The following is an 18,303-nucleotide window of genomic DNA, read 5'->3' as shown; positions in this document are numbered from 1 at the left end:
CTCCAAGCCTCTCGTGCGGTTGGCGATACTGTCCGTTTCCGCTGGTGCGGGACGGGCATATCGAAAGATTCTCTCAGACGTTGCCACTAAAGAGGGAATCCGGGACCCCGCTTGTCACAGGGACCCGGATTCTCACGCCCGTGACGAGAGCATGGTCCTCGTCACAGAACGTCGGCAAGCTCCTTCAGCAGGGCAGCCTTGCCCTTGGTGCCGACGATCGTGTTGATCGGCTTTCCGTCTTTGAACAGAATCAGCGTCGGGATCGACATGACCTGGAAGTCGCGAGCGGCGCCGGGGTTGGCGTCGATGTCGAGCTTCGCAATGGTCAGCTTGTCCGAGTTCTCGCCGGCGATCTCCTCGAGAACCGGGGCGATCATCTTGCAGGGGCCGCACCAGGTGGCCCAGAAGTCGACGAGAACGGGCTTGTCGCTGGCGAGAACGTCCTGCTTGAAGGAATCGTCGGTGATGGTGACGGTATTCGACACGGGATTCTCCTAATCGGTGAGAGGAAGAGCAGACGAGGGTCAGGCGTCGACGGGTGCACCCGCGGCGGCGACGGTGTTGGACGTGATGTCGCCACGCTCTGCGAGCCAGCGCTCGGCGTCGATTGCGGCCGAACAGCCGGTTCCGGCGGCCGTGATGGCCTGGCGGTAGGTGTGGTCGACCAGGTCACCGGCCGCGAAGACACCGTCGAGCGAGGTGGCGGTGGTCGGGGCCTGAACCCGCACGTAACCCTCGTCGTCGATGTCGACCTGTCCCTTGACGAGTTCACTGCGCGGGTCGTGGCCGATGGCGACGAACACGCCGGTGACGGGCAGGGTGGTTTCTTCACCCGAAACGGTGTCCTGCACTCGCAGGCCGGTCACGCTGTTCTCGCCGAGAACCTCGAGCGGGGTGGCGTTGGTGACGAACCGGATCTTGTCGTTCGACTTGGCGCGCTCGAGCATGATGCGCGAGGCGCGGAACTCGTCACGACGGTGCACGAGGGTGACGCTCTTGGCGAAGCGGGTGAGGAAGGTGGCCTCCTCCATTGCCGAGTCGCCGCCGCCGATGACGGCGATGTCCTGGTCCTTGAAGAAGAATCCGTCGCAGGTGGCGCAGGCGCTGACACCGCGCCCGAGGAGGGTTTCCTCGCCGGGAATGCCCAGGTAGCGGGCAGCGGCGCCCATCGCGAGGACCACGGCGTGGGCTTCGTGGGTCTCTCCGCCGACGACGATCTTCTTGATCGGGCCGGAAAGGTCGATTTCGTCGACGTCCTCGGTGCGGATGTCGGCGCCGAAGCGTTTGGCCTGCTCACGCATCTGCTCCATGAGGTCGGGGCCCATGATTCCGTCGCGGAAGCCGGGGAAGTTCTCGACGTCCGTGGTGGTCATGAGGGCGCCACCGAACTGGGTACCCTCGAACAGCAGTGGCTCGAGTTCTGCGCGAGCTGCGTAGACGGCTGCGGTGTACCCGGCAGGTCCGGAGCCAACGATGATGAGTTCGTGAACCGTCGACGGAGTGGTCATGCGGGCCTTCCCATAGTCAGTGGTGATGATGTGCCTTCGTGCAGGTGCACGATTGGGTCAACACCAGACTAGAGGGTGTTGTTCCCGACCCCGGTATCGCGGATGACACAGTGCGTGCCGCGATAGATGGTGGGCATGCACTTGTTGCAGTGGATGCACAGACCCTCTCGAGCCTCGTGCCCGCGAAACTTCTCGACGAGATACGGGTCGCGCAATAGGGCACGCGCCATGGCGACGAACTCGAATCCCTCCTCCAGCGCAGATTCGACGGTATCGATCCGGTTGATGCCGCCGAGCAATATGAGCGGCATGGACAAGGCCTCACGGAACTGGCGGGCCATCGGGAGGAAGAAGGCCTCCTCGAACGGGTAGGTGGGAAAGATCCTGGGGCCATAGATCTTCAGGCCGTAGCCCACCAGTTTGGGCTGGGATGCGACGAACTCGGCCATCGGTACCTCGCCACGAAAGAAGTACATGCCATTGAGGAGCGAACTGCCACCAGTGAGTTGAAGAGCGTCGAGATGCCCGTCTGCCTCGAGCCACTGGGCGATCTGCAGGCTTTCGTCGAGCCACAGCCCCTTCGGGACGCCGTCGGCCATGTTGAACTTGGCGGTCACGGCTACCCGATCCCCCACGGTTTCCCTGATGCGTCCGAGAACGCGGCGCGGGAACTCTGCCCTGCCACGGGTGTTGCTGCCGTAACGGTCGCGGCGCTTGTTGAGATTCGGGCTCATGAACGAGCTGAGCAGGTAGTTGTGGCCGAGGTGCACTTCGAGCGCGTCGAAACCCGCATCGACCGCATTGCAGGCGGCAGATGCGAACTGCTCGACGATTTCGTCGAGCTGACCCAGGGTGGCTCCGCGCACGAGTCCCATCGCCGGTGGACTCAATCGGGTGGACGGCGCGAGCGTCTTGGACTTGTTGGACAAGGTGTTGGCCACCAGCCCGGCGTGCCCTATCTGTGCGCAGGCCAGAGCGCCTTCTGCGTGAACCGCGTCGGTGAGTCTGCGTAGGCCCGGTACGCGGTCTCGATCGAGGACGACAGTGTTGGCGTGGACGCGGCCCGCTTTCGAGATGCTGCAATACGCCACAGTGGTCATGGCGGCACCTCCGCGGGCGACCTCTGCGTGAAAGTCGACGAGGTCGTCGGTGATTTCTCCTCGGGGCATGACGCCCTCGAACGTCGCGGCCTTGACGAATCGGTTGCGCAGGGTCAGCGGACCGAGTCGTGCGGTCTCGAACGGCTTCATGCGGGAACCCCGTTTCGTGCGGACTCGGCGAGGGCGTCTGTTGGTGATCGCCATTCGAGTGCCAGGTCGGATCGTGTCAGCGAATCGTCGGTAGGTACGGCGGAGGTCAACAGCCGGGCCGCTTCGTGGCTGAGCCCCGCTGATGTCGGCAGTACAGGACGCAGGACATCGCAGAGAGAGCCGATGGCACGAAACAGCCTTCCTGGTAGTGGGATTCGACGAATCCTGCTGCCCGTTTCGCGTTCGAGGATGTCGACCATGGTGTTGAACGAGATCAGCTCACCACCGCAGATGTAGCGACGAGGACCGTGGCCGGGAACCATGACAGCTGCGTGGACTGCTGCCACATCCCGTACGTCGATCATCTGCATCCCACCTCGCAGGCTGGGTGCAATTCCCAGTCTCAGGATCGTTTCCCAGCCTTGTTCGGTGATGCCTCGGCTGCCGAGTCCGGGTCCGACGACGCTCGCCGGATAGGTGATGACGATCGGCGCACCGGTCTGTTGCAGTCCGCGGGCCACGCGGTCCGCGGCCGCTTTGGTCCGGCCGTATGCGCTGCTTGCGAGTGCAGAGGGACTGTCCGGGCCGATCACGGGATCGGGTGATGGGAAGAGTGCGCTGAAACTCGCCACATGAACGATCGGGTCGAGCCCTAGCATCGCGGCCTTCGACAGAATCAGCGCTGTGGCCTGCACATTCACTTCCCACATCAGCTGCTCTCGGCTGTCGTCGGTGCCCACGATGCCGGCGGCGTGCAGCAGTGCGTCGACGCCTTCGAGGAGTCTCTCGACCGCGGTCGCGTCACGAATGTCGCCTTCGATGACCTCGATTCGATCTGCGTGCTCGGCGACCAACTGCTCAGGAAACAGTGCGGTCACGTTCGGCTCGCCGGGAAGTGTCAGGAGGCGCACGGTGTGCCCGTGTGTCAACAGCGCCGCGGCGGTGTGCGCGCCGACGTATCCGGTTGCCCCGGTGACAGCAACTCTCATCTCTGCGACCAATCCGTGTGATGTCAATTATTACGATGCCAGTGGACTCGTAAATGGACGATATAGCGTTCCCTACCTATTTGTCACACAATTCGAGGTGATGAACGTGACCAGATCGGGTAGACCGCGCGACCCGCGTATCGACGAAGAAGTGTTGTCCGCAACCCGGGACATGCTGATCGAGGTGGGATGGGAACAGCTGAGCCTGCGAGCGATCGCGGCGAGGACGGGTGTGGGCAGGGCGTCCATGGCGCGACGATGGCCGTCGAAAGCCCATCTGGTCCTCGACGCGATCCTCGGTGCAACACCCGACCTGGGCCCCTTCGAGGGCACCGACCGGATGGGGTGGATTCGGTGGGTGGTGACCGGGAGTTCTGAACTTTTTGCCAGGCCGGAAGTACGTGCTGCCGCACCGGGACTACTTGCGGCAATCCGCGATCACGCGGATCTGAGAACCGCTTTGTGGCAGGGGTTCAGTGGCCCGAGTACCGCGTTGTTCGCCGGAGACGACGAATCCACGCTCGTCACGGCGAAAGCATTGCTGGTGCTCGGCGCCGGTGCCGCACTGTTCACGAGTCTTGTTGCCGAAGAAGATGATTCACCGGAACTTCGTGACCGAGTTCTCACACTTCTCACTTCTGTGCTGCCCGAAGTCGATTGATTCGGTCACCCTATGTCGTCGCGCGAGATCGTGTCGGGATTATTTGCACCGCAATCATTTCCGACAACCAGTGCGGTGATCTGCGGTGGCTGTGGGCCGGCGAGCAGAATCGCGGTCCCCGCACGTCCTCGAACCATTACCTGTCCGGAGCCGAGAACGGACCGTGAGGCGTCAATTCCGTTGGCCTGTAGGCAATTGGAGAGAGCTTCCGGACTCTCGAGTGGACCGAGGTTGCGTGAACCCATCAATGTCATCATCTCGCCAGGGTCAGGTTCACCTGCGAAGCTCAGGTCTGGCGTGGGTTCCGGGGTGGTGCTCGAGAGTGCGACGGTCTGTTCACCGGAAGGGTCGCCGCTGGTGATTGCCGTTGGGAGGAAGACACCGGCGGCCACCATGGCAACGGCAGCGGTACTCGCGCCCGCGATGGCCCACACGCGACGCCTACGCGGGAATCGGATGACACCGTCGGTTTCTACCTGTGTGTCGGTTTCTACCTGTGCGCCCGGTTCCGCGGATGGTGCGTCCGTAGGAGAAGCGTTGTTCAGCGCGATGTCGATCCTGGCCGCGACACTGTCGGGAATGGGTGTCTCGCCGGTCTCGTCGCGACCCAACTCGAACAACTCCATCGTGAGTGCGTCGAGTTGGTCGATGACACGCATCGCATCGGGATCATTGCGGACCTGCGGCCACAGCCGTGCGCTGTCCGACTCGGAAAGCACGCCCGCATGCAGATCCGAAAGCAGGTCTGTGGAGTACGGACGTGCCGAAAAGTCGTCTTCGCCGGCCATCACCACTCCTCCCCCTGTATGTCGGCGCGTGTCGCGCCCGGCTGCTCGCATGCCTTCACTGTGTTTTGACGCGGCAGGTTCACGATCGGTTCCCGTCGTAGCGGAAATATTCGAGCAATTCCGCCAGTTTCGTGCGGCCACGCGCACACCGGCTCTTCACGGTGCCCGGCGGCACCCCGAGAATCCGGGCGGCGTCGGCCACCGGGTGCCCCTCGATGTCGACGGTCACGACTGCGAGGCGCTGCTCGTCAGGTAGCCGGTGCAGCGCCTTTTGGATCATCAACCGGGTTTCCACCGCCGCTGTTTCGTCGCGGCGGGTGGGTGGATGGACATCCTCGTCGGGTGACAACGGCTGCGTGGGCCGGGCCTTGGCACGCCGAATTTTGTCGAGGCAGGCGTTGACGACAATGGTGTGCAGCCAGCTACGAACGGCCGCATCCCGCCGGAACGACGAGGCGTTCCGGTGCGCCGAAAGCATGGCGTCCTGCAGAGCGTCCGCCGCATCCTCCGGCGAATAGCTGGTGCGCTTCGCGACGTGCCACAGGTGATTCTGATGTCGGTGGAAGAGTTGAGCGAAAGCATGCGGATCACCCGCGACATGGGCGTTGAGCAATTCGATGTCGGACGGTTCGTCCTCGCCGCCCTCCCCCCTGTAGAAGTACACGGGCGGATACTAGCTCACGGATCGACGTTTGGTGAGTCGGACTGATCCCACCCCCTCCGCGGAAGCCGAAGCGGAGGGGGTGGTGGTGTGCGGTCACGGCAACTCTGGCGTATCCGGTAGCTCGAGCTCTGCGCCTGGGAAAGCAACGCCGGCCGTACCGACCGTGGTGCCACCGACAGAAATTCCTGGCAGTGAAATACCGGGGATATGGACGAAGACAGGAGGCGGAGACGTTGCCGGGGTGGGAACTGTATCCGGCACTTCCCCGCTGAGGCTGTCTATCGCGTGGTTGTCGCTGGGTTCTGCGCTCGCGATTCCGGCGCCGAAGATCAGGGTAGTTGCAGTGAAGGCGATTATCTGAATGGTGAACTTCTTGGTCTGGGACATAGGTAACTCCTTGCGAGCGGGGACGGATCGACGAGGATGTGGAGCCCTGCCAGGGGCCTCCGAGGGGTCCGAAGTTGGCCCCTGGCAGAGTCTTCGGCTCCTGGATCAGCAGCCAGGAATCGGGAATGGCAGGAATCGGGAATGGCAGGAATCCACCAACGGTGCAGATGATTCCGCTTCCGCCGCCACTCTCCTGTGCCGGCGCTTCCTTGATGGTGCCGCCGTTACCGCCGGCGGCGTTTCCACCGTTACCGCCCGTCCCGTCGCCTCCGAAGCCCCAGCCGCCGAGGCCATCTCCGCCAGTGGTCGCTCCTGTCGTGGCATCGCCGGAGCGTGCGTTGCCGCCGTTGCCGACCGCGGTGTTGCCGTTTCCGCCGCCGTTGTTCAGTCCGATTGTCGGACCCCCGCCTGACGGAGGGTTGAGCGTCCTCGTCCTACTCGGCTGCCTTGAATCGGATTTCTCCGATGGCGGACTGGTTCTGCCCGCCCTCAGTGGACAGGTCGGTGATCCACACCAGAACGTTCTGCGTGGCGCCGTCCATCTGCACCGGAACGTTCGTGACGTCGCTGCGCAATTCCGCCGCCCCGACCACCTGCGTCTGAGTGAGCCCCGCATCGGGGGTCGGGGCGATACGGATCTCCACCCGGGTGCCCGGTGTCGGAGAGTCGATGCTCACTTCGGCGATCTTGGTGGGAGCGGGCAGTGTCACCATCAGGCCCACACCGTTCTTGAGCGCTGGGAACGGCTGAAAGTAGGCGTCGGTGCTCCAGGTGGTGGCAGGGTCACCGTCGATGACCAGGTGAGCGTCTGCGGGGCTGTCCGGGGTTCCCTGGGGCGAGAAGACGACCGCGCCCTCCGGTACGACGTCGGGACCGGGTGCCGCGGCGGGCGGAGCAGGTTCGCCGCCCGTGTTCTCGCCGTCTTCGGTGCCCGCAACAGGCTCCTCGGGTACACCGGTGAGCCCGATGTTGGTCTGCTCGGTCAGGGGTGCGTCCGATCCGCTACCGGTGAGGAAGTTCGCCAACCAGAATCCGAGCAGCGCCAGCGCCACGACGGTGGCCACCGACAGCGCCGCCAATGCGACCAGCATCTGGTTGGACTTCTTCTTCTCGGCTTCGACTGCCTCGGGATCGGCGAGGGCGTGACCGGAGGCACCGGGAGCGCGCTGGCCGAGTCGCAGTGCCGGGATCATTTCCGTCTTCTCGTTGACGACGGACGCCTGGTCGAGGATGTGCTGAATGGTTGCGGCGGTCCGAATGCCACTGCCCGGTTCGAGGGAGCGCAGTGCGACCGCAGAGATCTCGAAGGGCACCTCGGGCCGAATCACGCGGGGGCTGACGGGTGCCCCTGTCGATTCCCGGTCCGCGAAGCGCATGCCACCGACGCTGCCCGGCTTGTGATCCGGCGACTGACCTGGGGTCGCAGGCTCGGGGAGTGGCCACTTTGCGGTGATGAGGCCGTACAGCATGGCGCCGAGTCCGCGCACGTCGGAGCTGGAATCGGCGTCCGAGAGCGTGGCGGGGAACGCCAGCACGGCGTCGCCGTTGATACTGATTCGAACCCGGTCGGGATGATCGATCGACAACGCCCCACCCGCCCGATGAGCCGCCTCGGCGGCGGCGGCGAGCGCACGGATCGCCTTTGCCGCACCGATCGGAGAGGGCTTGGTATCGGCCATCTCGCGAAGTGAGCGGCCCGGTGTCCATTCGGCGACGACGATGCCACCGGAGCTACCGCGGACCACGTCGAGAACACGTGCGAGGCCGGGCTGATTGATTCTGCCCAGGCGGAGGGTCCGCGACAGGATGGCCTGCGATCCTTCCGGACCGTTCGAACTCGATTGCTGTTCGGCGTCGACGAAGGTCAGCGCCACCTCGCGGTCGAGTTTGATGTCGAGTGCCTGCCAGAACTGCAGACCGCGGGCACCACCGTGTGGGGTGAGGAGACGGTAACGACCGCCTGCCACGGAGGCGCCGGGGATCAGCTTGGGGCCACGAGCACCGGGCCGGGGCGCCTCGCTGCGGCCGGGACCCGTCACGATCGGCATGACGCCGGTATCGACGGTGTGGTCACGTCCCGACGCAGGGGCCTCGGGACGCGGGGGGGCCTCGGGAGGCGCGGGGGCCGACGGTGCCGAGCGAGGCGGTACCGCCTTGGGTGGTGTAGTTGCCGTGGTCGGTGCAGTTGCCGTGGTCGGAGGGGTTTCGTCCGCTCCCGCAGGCTTGCTCGATTCGGCAGGCTTGCTGGAATCGGCGGACTTGCTCGAACCGGAGCGCTGGGCCGCGTCGCGTTCGGATGCCTGCACCGCAGAACCTCCGGCAGCCTTGCCGCCGGGCACGTCGTCGTCGCTCACCCTCACTCCTTCACCTTCGAATGCCCAACTCCGACCTTGCCCGGGCTGCATTCCTTCCCGTGGGTTTCCAGAGTACGGGAGTCCCGAGTGTTCATCCTGCACGTCCTGCCCGGTTCGAATCACCGGAATGAGTTCGGTTTGCGCATCGAGAAGCGGATCGACATCGGGTTCCGGCTCGGTGTGTCCACGCAGCGCACGCACCTTACGGGCGACGGTGACTGTGATGGCAAGGATTTCGGGGATCTTGGCGAACCACATGATGATGAACGTCAGTCCCAGCATCAGAACCGCGTCGAGGATGACCCGCACCATCGAACCCGGGCCGCCGAGCGCATCCGTGAGTCTGTCGAGCCCGGCAAGTCGGTCGACCCCCAGCATGACGAGTGCGCCGATGACGGACGCGACGGCAACGGTCCACACGGTTTTGCCGACGTTCGCCATCTGCAGGTTTCCGAGACTGCGGTGCAGCAGGAACCCCCCGATGAACGCACCGGTGATGTACGCCAATCCGTTGGCTGCGCCGAGGAGGATCACGACCTGATCGGGGTTGGACGTCAGCGCCGGTGCCGCCGCGGACAGGGCGATCTTGACGGTGGTGATGCCGAGAACGATCCAGGTAGGAGTCCACGCCTTCTCTCGGGCATAGAAGATGCGCAGGTGGATCAGCACCATGGCATACGGGATGAGGGTGAACGCGGACCAGCTGACGGCCTCACCGAGCCGATTGGCGTCGGAGGAACCGAAGTTGCCGTAGCCGTACAGCGCTTCGCCGACCTGTGGCCCCATGAAGGTGAGGAACACGATGACCGGGACGAGCGCGATCATCGTGAGCCTGGTGGCGACGGACAGATCGTCGACGACGGCGGGGGTGTCATCGGCAGCTGCGTTGCGGCTCAGCCTTGGCATGATGACGGTCAGCACCGTCACGCCGAGCACGCCGTACGGCAGCTGCAGGATCGCCCATGCATTGCTGTAGATGACCGGCCCGGCCTCGTCGAACTGTGAGGCGATGCGGTACACGACGACCATACCGGCCTGGCTGAGCAGGACGTACAAGATGATGGCGATGCCCATCCCGCCGAACTGCTTCAACCGGTCGTCGAGCCCCCACAGCGGACGCAGGTCGATCTTTTCGCGGCGAACTGCCAGGAAGACGGTGGCGGCCTGGGTAACCACACCGAGCGTCACGCCGATACCCAGGGTGAGCAGTTTGGGATCCGACATGCGGACCGGGTTGAGCGTGATCTCGCCAGGCGTCAACAGGTAGATCACCAGCACGGCGAGCACGACCAGGTTGTTGAGAACCGGCGCCCAAGCGCCGGGCCGGAACACCTGCCGGGTGTTCAAAATGGCTGTGAACAGCGCGGACAGTCCGTAGAACACGATGGCGGGTAGCAGTAGATACGCCAACGCTGTGGTGAGCGCGGTACTGACTTCACCGTCGTCGGGAATCAGCATCTGCGCGAGGATCGGCGCCGCAGCGGTCGCGAGAAGGGCACCCGCCCCGAGAAGCACCAGCGTGGCCGTGAACAGGCGGCGGATGAAGGCGACACCCTGGTCTGGATCTTCACGTTCGGCGCGGACCAGCACCGGAACGACGATTGCGGTGAGTACGGCACCGAGAAGCAGTTCGGCGATCATGTTCGGGATCACCGCGGCCGCGGTGAACGAACTGGCGATGCCGGCACCGAGGACGGTCACGATCAGCAATTGCTTCGCGAACCCGGTGATGCGGCTGATCAGGGTGGCGATCGCGATCGAACCGGTCGAAGCGAGGAGCCCGGGGTTCCGTCGTGTCCCGGGCTCGTCGGGCTGGTCGGTCGCCGAGTCGGGTTCCGGGGTCGGTTCGGGGTGCGGATCGGTGCGGATCGCAGCGAACTGCACGGTGGGAGCATCGTCTGCCGCGTACTGAAAAGGGTCGTGATACCCACGCTCCCGACCGCCGGCTCGGGGGCGGAAGGGGGCATGAGAGCGGGAAACGGGACGGTCCTGCTCGGGGTGGTTCCCGGTCATGAACGTTCGTACCCTTCATCGGCTCGGTCTGGTTGGCCCCGGAAACGATGCCACAGGCGACGGCCTGCGAGGAGTAGCAGCAACAGGCCGGCACATGCGGTCAGTATGGCCAAAGCCTGTCCATAGGCGTTGGACCGCACGGTGGCGGTGGTCGGCTCGCCGAGCGCCCGGCCATCGGCCGTCGTCAAGGAGAACTGCACCTCGAGCTTGCGGGTGTCGTCGATCCGGGCCGGAACGGTGAGGGTCCGGCTACCCCGTGGTGGGAGCGTGGTGGCTCCGATGTCGGTAATCTTCACCCCGGACGGTGCGTCGACATGCAGGTGGACGTCGATACCGATGGGCAGGTCGTTGCGGGCGACGAGGAGCAACGGACTCTCCTCGGAAGCGAGGGTGTAGACACCGCCGGGCGAGACCACCCACACCGATGCCGCCATGCGGTCGATCGCGTCCCGTACCTGTGTGACGCGGTTGTGGGCAGCGTCCTGCGCGCGTGCCTGCTCGGCGTCACGGTGATGAGCGAGGCTCATGGCGCGAAGCAGATCCTCGCGCAGCGGTGCGGTGAACCTGGCGGGCGTCAGGATGCCCTGGGGATCGGAGACGAGGGCTGCCTGGAACGATTCGATGCGCGGCAACTGATCGGCCGCGGCCAGGCGTACGTCTTCGGCGGTGCCGTCTTCACGGGCCTGATGGGGGTAATCGAGTTCCGTGACACCGGGAATGTCGGGGGGCCCCGCGATCACCGCATCCAACGGGCGCGGTTCGGCCAATCCGGAACGCAGCAGCGACGACACGCCCGACAAGATCGCGGAAGCATCGTCTCGGTCGGCCGTCCACAACTGCGGCGGCACCACCATCAGCGATCGTTGTTCGGGCGTTTCGCCGGTTTCGGGCGGATTGAGCGCGGACCATGCGACGGCACCGAGGGCGTCCTGGCGGCGCGCGGTCTGCGAATCGCTCGTCAACTTGTAGCGCTGCGAGGTCGGTGTGTAGGAGGGTGTCTGCGGAGTCTCACCGACCGCGGCCAGTGCCGTTGCCACGGCCGGATCGAACAGCAGGGCGTCCACTGCTCCGGCCGCCGACTTCCCCTGCTGCGGCGGGACTGGTTCGAGAATCCTGGCGGTATCACCGGGTTGGTCGCCCTCGGATCGAGAGCTCGCCGTGAGGGTCGACGGAGGATCCGTGTCCACGGCATTGGCGGCGACGAGTGCCGTCACATCCTGCTCGCGCCGGACCGTTGCGGCGGTGGCTGTGTCCATCACCCCGGAATCGCTCCACACCAGGTTGCGCAGTGTGCGCACACCCAGGATGTTGTCGACGATGTCGGCGGGGGCCGTGAGTGCGGCGGCAGTGAGCTTGGGGTTGCCCACCGCGGTGAGAGCGGCGAGATCCACCTGCGCGAACGGCACAGCGGTGGTGCACATGTCCTGCGCCAACGCCCGGACGCGTTCGAGCCACTGCGCGGCCGCCTCGGCGCCGGTGCCCTCATGTGCGGCACCGGTCGGCTGTCGAGGGTCGTCGACCACCAGGTAGCCGCGGGTCATGTTCTCGACCGTGATGAGCAGGTCGGGGTCGATGGCGAGGCACAGAGTCTCGGCGAGTTCGGGGTCGGTGTCGTCTCGGGTTGCGAATTCGACCGCCGAGACCAGTTCGTCGAGTCGACCACCCTCGCTCAGCGAGCGTGCGAGTTCGTCGTCCACCAATCGGACCGGGTCGCCCACGGAACCGGGGATGCCCGCGGCGAGCTTGGGTTCGGTGGCCAGCGGCCACAACATCGTCATTTCGACGGGACTCGAGATGTCCGGCGGGACCGGTGGCGTGCCCCCACCGAGGCCACCTTTGCCGGGCACGCCGAGAACCGGCAAGAGGAACCGGGCGTCGTCGAGTCGTGCGGGTCCGCCGTACTCGGGTGTGCCGTTCACGTTGACCATCATCGGGAACACGCCGGGTTCGGTGATGTCGAGCGACGGCCCGGTGTCCGAGCGCAGCGGCAGGGACAGCGAAAAATCCTGCGTCTCGCCCTCGTCCAGACGCTCCGAGACGACATCGAACTGACCGACGGTGTCGAATCGGGACTGGCCGGCCGTCAGCACCGACCGCAACCGCGGGCTATCGGTGATTTCTGGGGCACGTTGGAGACGGACGTTCACATCTTCGACCGGACGATCGCCGACGTTGCGGACCGAACCCTCGACCGTGACGGTCGGCTCACTCGAGGTGGTGACGTACTCGGGCGTCACGTCGTCGATGGTCAGGTGCAGGAACTCGGGCTCTTCGGTGTCGTTGCCGCCGCGGACCGGCTCCTGCGCCTGGACGGGGTGACTCGTCCGGGCGGGATCCGCGAAGGCCGCGGGGGCGGTCGTGACCGGGACGAGTGACACCGCGAGTGCGGTCATGATGGCGGCACCGGCGCGGCTCAGGACCGGCCTCATCCGGCCCCGGCATTCATTTCGGCGATGAGTTCGTCGGCGACCTGGGCGAGTTTACGTTCGTCTGCGTACGCGAGTGTGGCGGCGAGTTCGGTGAGCGGAACCCAAGCAACCTCGGTGACCTCCACGTCCTCGTCGGACAGTTCGCCGCCGAGGAAGCGGAGCAGGTAGTGGTGCACGGTCTTGTGAACTCGACGGCCCTCGGTGACGAACCAGTAGTCGATGCTGCCGAGCGAGGCCAGCACACTCCCCCGAATGCCGGTTTCTTCCTCGATTTCCCGCATTGCGGTCTGTTCGGCGGTTTCGCCGCTTTCGATATGCCCCTTGGGCAGGGACCACAACAGTCTGCCGCGGCGATCGGTGCGTCCGATCAGGGCTGCGCACAGGTTCTCGCGAGGACCGCCCAAACCATTGACCACCAGGCCACCGGCAGACGTTTCACGAACCGTCCGCAGCCGAGTTTTTGCGGGTGAGCCGACGCCGGACCGCCGCCGCGAGTTGCGGCGGCTCCTGTTGGCACGATCGGCGGCAGACACTCAATCGATAGTAGAGGGCTTGCGGGTGTCCCTCGAACGCCACACGCGACGATGCCCGCGCGAGCAGGGACGGATGTGTGCGTACATGGCGGTTTGCGGGCGTCGGTAAGCTCCTTGGACGTGACAATTCCCCCCGGCTCCGACGCCTCGTCCGCTGTCGTCGACGACGAACGGCGTGAGCGCCTGCTGGCTGCGGCCGCGGTGACGTTGCGACAATTGTCGGATGTGCTGACTCCTCTCGGCGCGCTGTTCGCCGAGGCGGGTCATCAGCTGTACCTGGTCGGTGGCAGTGTCCGTGACGCGATCCTGGGACGTCTGGGTACCGACCTCGATTTCACCACCGATGCACGTCCGGAGCAGGTTCAGGCCCTGCTGAAGGGGTGGGCGGACACGGTCTGGGACGTCGGGATCGAGTTCGGCACGGTGGGTGCGCGTAAGTTCGGCCAGGACATCGAGATCACCACGTACCGGGCGGATGCCTACGACCGGGTGTCCCGTAATCCGGTGGTCGAGTTCGGTTCGAAGCTCGAGGACGACCTGGTTCGGCGAGATTTCACCGTCAATGCGATGGCCGTTCGTATCGACGCGGACGGTTCGCACACATTCGTCGACCCGCTCAACGGCATGGATGCGCTGCTGAAGGGCCAGCTGGACACGCCGTCCGCGCCGGAGACGTCGTTCGCCGACGACCCCCTGCGGATGTTGCGCGCGGTGCGATTCGTCTCGCAGCTCGGGTTCACGCTCCGCGATCGGGTGCATCGGGCGATCATCGACATGGCGGGGCAGATCGACCGGATCAGTGCCGAGCGGGTACAGGTCGAGTTGGACAAGCTGATTCTCGGGGAGTTCCCGATCGACGGCATCAACAAGATGTGCGAGACGGGTCTGGCCGAGCGGGTGCTGCCCGAGGTGCCGGCGATGAAGCTCGAGATCGACGAGCATCACCAGCACAAGGACGTGTATTGGCATTCGTTGACGGTGCTGAAACAGGCCATCGACCTCGAGGAATCCGACCCTGACCTGGTATTGCGTTGGGCGGCATTGCTCCACGACATCGGCAAGCCGGACACAAAACGTAATGAGCCGGGCGGCGGCGTCAGCTTCCATCATCACGAGGTGGTCGGGGCGAAGATGGTGCGCAAGCGGATGCGCGCCCTCAAGTACTCCAAGCAGATGGTCGACGACGTATCGCAGTTGGTGTTCCTGCACCTGCGGTTCCACGGGTACGGCAAGGGCCAGTGGACCGATTCGGCGGTGCGCCGGTACGTGACCGATGCGGGCCCGCTGTTGCCGCGCCTGCACAAGCTGGTGCGTGCGGACTGCACGACACGCAACAAGCGCCGTGCGGCGACATTGCAGGCCACGTACGACGACATCGAGGAGCGGATCGCCAGGCTCGCCGCACAGGAGGATCTGGCGCGGGTGCGCCCGGATCTGGACGGGAACGCGATCATGGAGCTTCTCGGGATTCCCGCCGGCCCCGAGGTGGGCAAGGCGTGGAAGTTCCTCAAGGAGCTCCGGCTCGATCGAGGTCCGCTCAGTCGCGACGAAGCGGAAGCCGAGTTGTTGTCGTGGTGGGCGCAGCAGCCGAAGAGCTGATTTCAGCGTGGAGCCGGTCGGCCCGTGCGGTCACCGCCGCCAGAGCCACGATTCCCAGGACCAATCCCGAGAAGGTCTGGGCGAGGGCGTGCAGATTGAACAGCGCAAACCCGTCCGCGGACTCGGCGCTGAGCGGGGACGCGGTGAGCGTGTTGATCAGGCCCCACAGCCCCCACGCGAACATGGCGGCGCTTCCCACCCAGGCGGTCACCGCAGTGGCTCGGTAGGTGAGGCCGGGTGCTGAGCCGTGGACGAGTGCGAGGGTGGCGGCCACCGCTGCGGCCGCGAACAGAGCGTGGGTGGTCCCGACGATGGTGGTGGTCGCCGTGCGCGCGTCCTGCATGTCGGCGGGCACTCCCCACGTCACGCCCCACGCCCAGGCGAGTGAAGTGGCCGCGACGGCGACGCCGATCACCGCCACGAGGAGACTGATCTGAGACAGCATCGATTGCACGGCACCGCGAGTCGGCCGTATGAGGTGCCCGCGCAGCAGATACCCCCACCGCGCTACCGCGTAGAAGAGAAAGCCTCCGGTCAGGGAGATGCCCTGGATGCCGAAGCCGGCATAGACGATCGGGGCCACCCAGGCCTCGAGCGGAAGGTTGCTCTGAGCGGCATCCCCGGACATTGCGAACAGCGCGCTCGGCGGTCCCGCGACGACGATGGGCGTGAGTAGTCCGGCGGCCACCCACGCGGGCAGGAGCAGCAGCCACGCCGGGGTCCGCATTCCCCAGCGACTCACGAACGCAACGGCGATGACGACCGCGATGGCGTCCATGCCTGCGGTGGCCAGGTTGAGACCGTGAACCACCGGGTCGTCGAGGAATTCGGGATCGGTGACGCCGATGTCGCTTCCGGTGAGCCACAGGGTTTTCAACGTCAGGTACGGCAAGGTGGCAAGGATCGTGCACAGGCACAGGAATATTCGGGTCGCTGGTTGCCAGTTTGTCGGTAGCTGTCGGTGCGTGTATCCGTTGTCGAGGATTGTCATGATCTCAGCGTCGTGTGGATGGCGGTTTTCCGTATCCCGAGCCGGGGTGAATTGCCCTCCCCCGCGTGGGGGAATCGCATGAGGGTGCGTTCCTGCGATGATGCGAGGGTGCGGGATACCGTGAGAAGGCTGGTTGCGCCGCTGGTCAGTGGCGTGACGTATTTGCGTGCAGTGCACCTGATGCTCGGTTTCGTGCTGCTGCTCCCCTATGCCGGTCTGGTTGCCATGTGTGTGGTGGTGATCCGTGAGGGTTCGGGCGATCAGAGTGTGCCGCTGCTGCTGTTGGTGTTGCTGGCGTTCGCTATTGCGTTCGGAATCGTTCTCGTTCCGCCCGTTCGCACCTTGTCCATCGTTGCGGCCCGCGGATTGTTGGGTGTGCATCTGCCGGGCCCGCCTCCGGCGGCCGTGCATGACTGGGCGACTCGTCGCCGAACGGCGGCCTGGTATTGGTTCGTGCTGCTGTTGGGTTCGGTGGTCACCCTGGTGGTGCTGTACGGGATACCCACCGGCGTCGGACTGATCGCGACACCGTTCGAGGCGAGTGACACGAACACGATCACCGCCCTCGAGCAGATGGGGTGGACGATCGACACGGCCGCCGACCAGGTACTTGCCGTGGTGGGCGGCGTCGCCTCGATTCTCGTGTCGCTCTACGCCATGGTTGCCGGAGGGTGGGCGCTGGCTCGTGTTGCACCCGTCCTCCTGGGCCCGACACCTGCCGATCGGATTGCCGACCTGCAGGAGCGGGAGAAGGCGCTGGCGGTGAGCAACCGTTTGGCGCGGGAGCTGCACGATTCGATCGGCCACGCGCTGACGGCGGTAACCATGCAGGCTGCGGCAGCGCGCCGAGTACTCGACGACGACCCTGAGTTCGCGCGAACAGCCCTCGGGCACATCGAGACAACAGGACGCGGAGCCCTGGACGAACTCGACGGCGTGCTGGCGATACTTCGTACCGGTGACGAAAACCCCACGGGAGCAAGAACTCCCGATCTCACCGCGGTGGAGCGACTGTTCGTGGTTGCCGGTGCGGACGTTCGGGTGACGATGAATGGTGATCGTGCGACGGTGCCCGTTACCGTCTCGCGTGAGGCGTACCGCGTGGTTCAGGAGAGTCTCACCAATGCAATTCGGCATGGCGACGCGCAGTCGATCGAGGTGAGTATCGACGTGACGCAACAATGCGTACGGATTGCCGTCACGAACGGCGTGCGGAAGATGGTCGCCGCCGATCGGAAGGGTCGCGGTGTGACGGGGATGCGTGAGCGAGTCACCTTGTTGGGCGGGGAATTCCGCTCTGGTCGTGCCGAGCCCGGTGTGTGGCTGTGCGAGGCGATGCTTCCTTGGGAGAGCGCGTGATCAAGACGTTGATCGTCGACGACGATCCACTGGTACGTACGGGGTTTCGGGCGATCCTCGACTCCGAACCGGAGATCGAGGTGGTTGCCGACGCGTCGGACGGCACCCAGGTATTCGATCTCGTGAACCGGCATGATCCGGACGTGGTGGTGATGGACGTTCGGATGCCGCTGATGGACGGTATCGACGCCACCCGGCATCTGATCAGTGCCTCGAGTACGCCGCCGAAGGTACTGGTGGTCACCACCTTCGCCAACGATTCGTACGTGTACGACGCTCTGCGGGTGGGCGCGTCGGGTTTCCTGCTCAAGCGGGCCGACGCCGACGAGATCGTGCAGGCCGTCCGCACCGTGTTCGCCGGGGAGTCACTGCTGTTCCCGGAAGCGATCCGCTCGCTCGTCGCCAATGTGGGGTCACACATGGGTGTCGAGGGTGCTGGCGGTTTGACGGGTCGGGAGCAGGAGGTGCTGCGTTCGATGGCCCGGGGACTGTCGAACTCGGAAATAGCCGCCGAGATGTTCCTCGGAGTCGAGACCGTGAAAACACACGTCGGGAATGTGTTGGCCAAGTTGGGTGCCCGCGATCGAACGCAGGCCGTCATTCGTGCTTACGAATCGGGATTCGTACGTCCGGGTGCCTGATTCGTACCGCACCGCACATGCACCCGTGTGATGGCCACCTGCCGCAATACTGCAATCGGCCTGCTCCGCCCCGCGGGCTGGGACAACATCGCCGCCGCGCTACGCCACCACGCTCGACACCCCGATCACGCACTCAC

The 18,303-nt window shown here is 65.2% G+C and carries 15 protein-coding genes; 4 read left to right on the top strand and 11 right to left on the bottom strand.

From position 1 onward, the window contains the following. Window positions 1-161: 161 nt before the first annotated feature. The 4 genes from trxA to ACZI8Q_RS16755 all read right to left on the bottom strand — a co-directional run bounded on the left by trxA (window position 162) and on the right by ACZI8Q_RS16755 (window position 3,747). Window positions 162-485 (bottom strand): thioredoxin, encoded by a 324-nt coding sequence (gene trxA, locus ACZI8Q_RS16770; RefSeq protein ID WP_463374699.1) that lies wholly within the window; start codon window positions 483-485, stop codon window positions 162-164. 39 nt (window positions 486-524) lie between these two features. After that, complete coding sequence (gene trxB, locus ACZI8Q_RS16765; protein ID WP_463374698.1) at window positions 525-1,508, bottom strand: thioredoxin-disulfide reductase; 984 nt, start codon at window positions 1,506-1,508, stop codon at window positions 525-527. A gap of 68 nt (window positions 1,509-1,576) precedes the next feature. After that, complete coding sequence (locus tag ACZI8Q_RS16760) at window positions 1,577-2,758, bottom strand: NADH:flavin oxidoreductase (RefSeq protein ID WP_463374697.1); 1,182 nt, start codon at window positions 2,756-2,758, stop codon at window positions 1,577-1,579. Beyond that, window positions 2,755-3,747, bottom strand: coding sequence for an SDR family NAD(P)-dependent oxidoreductase (locus ACZI8Q_RS16755; RefSeq protein WP_463374696.1), 993 nt, complete (start codon window positions 3,745-3,747; stop codon window positions 2,755-2,757). The genes ACZI8Q_RS16760 and ACZI8Q_RS16755 overlap by 4 nt, the downstream gene beginning before the upstream one ends. A 100-nt stretch (window positions 3,748-3,847) precedes the next feature. On the opposite strand from ACZI8Q_RS16755, the gene ACZI8Q_RS16750 reads away from it, so the two are divergent. Further along, a complete protein-coding gene (locus ACZI8Q_RS16750) occupies window positions 3,848-4,408 on the top strand; it encodes a TetR family transcriptional regulator (protein WP_463374695.1) in 561 nt (186 codons plus the stop codon). A 5-nt stretch (window positions 4,409-4,413) separates the two neighbouring features. Here ACZI8Q_RS16750 and ACZI8Q_RS16745 read toward each other — a convergent pair whose 3' ends face one another. From ACZI8Q_RS16745 to ACZI8Q_RS16720, 6 genes are all read right to left on the bottom strand, one after another. Next, a complete protein-coding gene (locus ACZI8Q_RS16745; protein WP_463374694.1) occupies window positions 4,414-5,196 on the bottom strand; it encodes a hypothetical protein in 783 nt (260 codons plus the stop codon). A 79-nt stretch (window positions 5,197-5,275) separates the two neighbouring features. Next, window positions 5,276-5,860 (bottom strand): RNA polymerase sigma factor SigM, encoded by a 585-nt coding sequence (gene sigM / locus ACZI8Q_RS16740; RefSeq protein ID WP_463374693.1) that lies wholly within the window; start codon window positions 5,858-5,860, stop codon window positions 5,276-5,278. 93 nt (window positions 5,861-5,953) lie between these two features. Continuing rightward, window positions 5,954-6,247, bottom strand: coding sequence for a hypothetical protein (locus tag ACZI8Q_RS16735; RefSeq protein WP_463374692.1), 294 nt, complete (start codon window positions 6,245-6,247; stop codon window positions 5,954-5,956). A 434-nt stretch (window positions 6,248-6,681) separates the two neighbouring features. Beyond that, window positions 6,682-10,614, bottom strand: coding sequence for a murein biosynthesis integral membrane protein MurJ (murJ, locus tag ACZI8Q_RS16730; protein ID WP_463374691.1), 3,933 nt, complete (start codon window positions 10,612-10,614; stop codon window positions 6,682-6,684). Continuing rightward, window positions 10,611-13,043 (bottom strand): glycoprotein, encoded by a 2,433-nt coding sequence (locus ACZI8Q_RS16725; protein WP_463374690.1) that lies wholly within the window; start codon window positions 13,041-13,043, stop codon window positions 10,611-10,613. The genes murJ and ACZI8Q_RS16725 overlap by 4 nt, the downstream gene beginning before the upstream one ends. Further along, on the bottom strand, window positions 13,040-13,576 hold the full coding sequence (locus ACZI8Q_RS16720) for an NUDIX hydrolase (protein ID WP_463374689.1): 537 nt from the start codon (window positions 13,574-13,576) through the stop codon (window positions 13,040-13,042). The genes ACZI8Q_RS16725 and ACZI8Q_RS16720 overlap by 4 nt, the downstream gene beginning before the upstream one ends. A 51-nt stretch (window positions 13,577-13,627) precedes the next feature. On the opposite strand from ACZI8Q_RS16720, the gene ACZI8Q_RS16715 reads away from it, so the two are divergent. After that, on the top strand, window positions 13,628-15,175 hold the full coding sequence (locus tag ACZI8Q_RS16715; RefSeq protein WP_463374688.1) for a CCA tRNA nucleotidyltransferase: 1,548 nt from the start codon (window positions 13,628-13,630) through the stop codon (window positions 15,173-15,175). On the opposite strand, the gene ACZI8Q_RS16710 is transcribed toward ACZI8Q_RS16715, so the two are convergent. Then, window positions 15,114-16,166: a hypothetical protein gene (locus ACZI8Q_RS16710; protein WP_463374687.1), complete on the bottom strand. Its 1,053-nt coding sequence runs from the start codon at window positions 16,164-16,166 to the stop codon at window positions 15,114-15,116. The genes ACZI8Q_RS16715 and ACZI8Q_RS16710 overlap by 62 nt on opposite strands. A 120-nt stretch (window positions 16,167-16,286) precedes the next feature. Between ACZI8Q_RS16710 and ACZI8Q_RS16705 the strand changes: the two genes are divergently transcribed. Both ACZI8Q_RS16705 and ACZI8Q_RS16700 read left to right on the top strand, forming a co-directional pair. Further along, window positions 16,287-17,525, top strand: a complete 1,239-nt coding sequence (locus tag ACZI8Q_RS16705; protein ID WP_463374686.1) for a sensor histidine kinase — start codon at window positions 16,287-16,289, stop codon at window positions 17,523-17,525. Then, the gene (locus tag ACZI8Q_RS16700; protein WP_463374685.1) at window positions 17,522-18,166 is read left to right on the top strand and encodes a response regulator; all 645 of its coding nucleotides are present in this window, start codon (window positions 17,522-17,524) and stop codon (window positions 18,164-18,166) included. Before ACZI8Q_RS16705 ends, ACZI8Q_RS16700 begins: the two co-directional genes overlap by 4 nt. The last annotated feature ends 137 nt before the right edge of the window (window positions 18,167-18,303 follow it).

The sequence above is a fragment of the Rhodococcus quanlei genome (assembly GCF_055231015.1).
The sequence above is the reverse complement of the archived record's forward strand: the minus strand, read 5'-3'. Positions and strand labels throughout refer to the sequence as shown.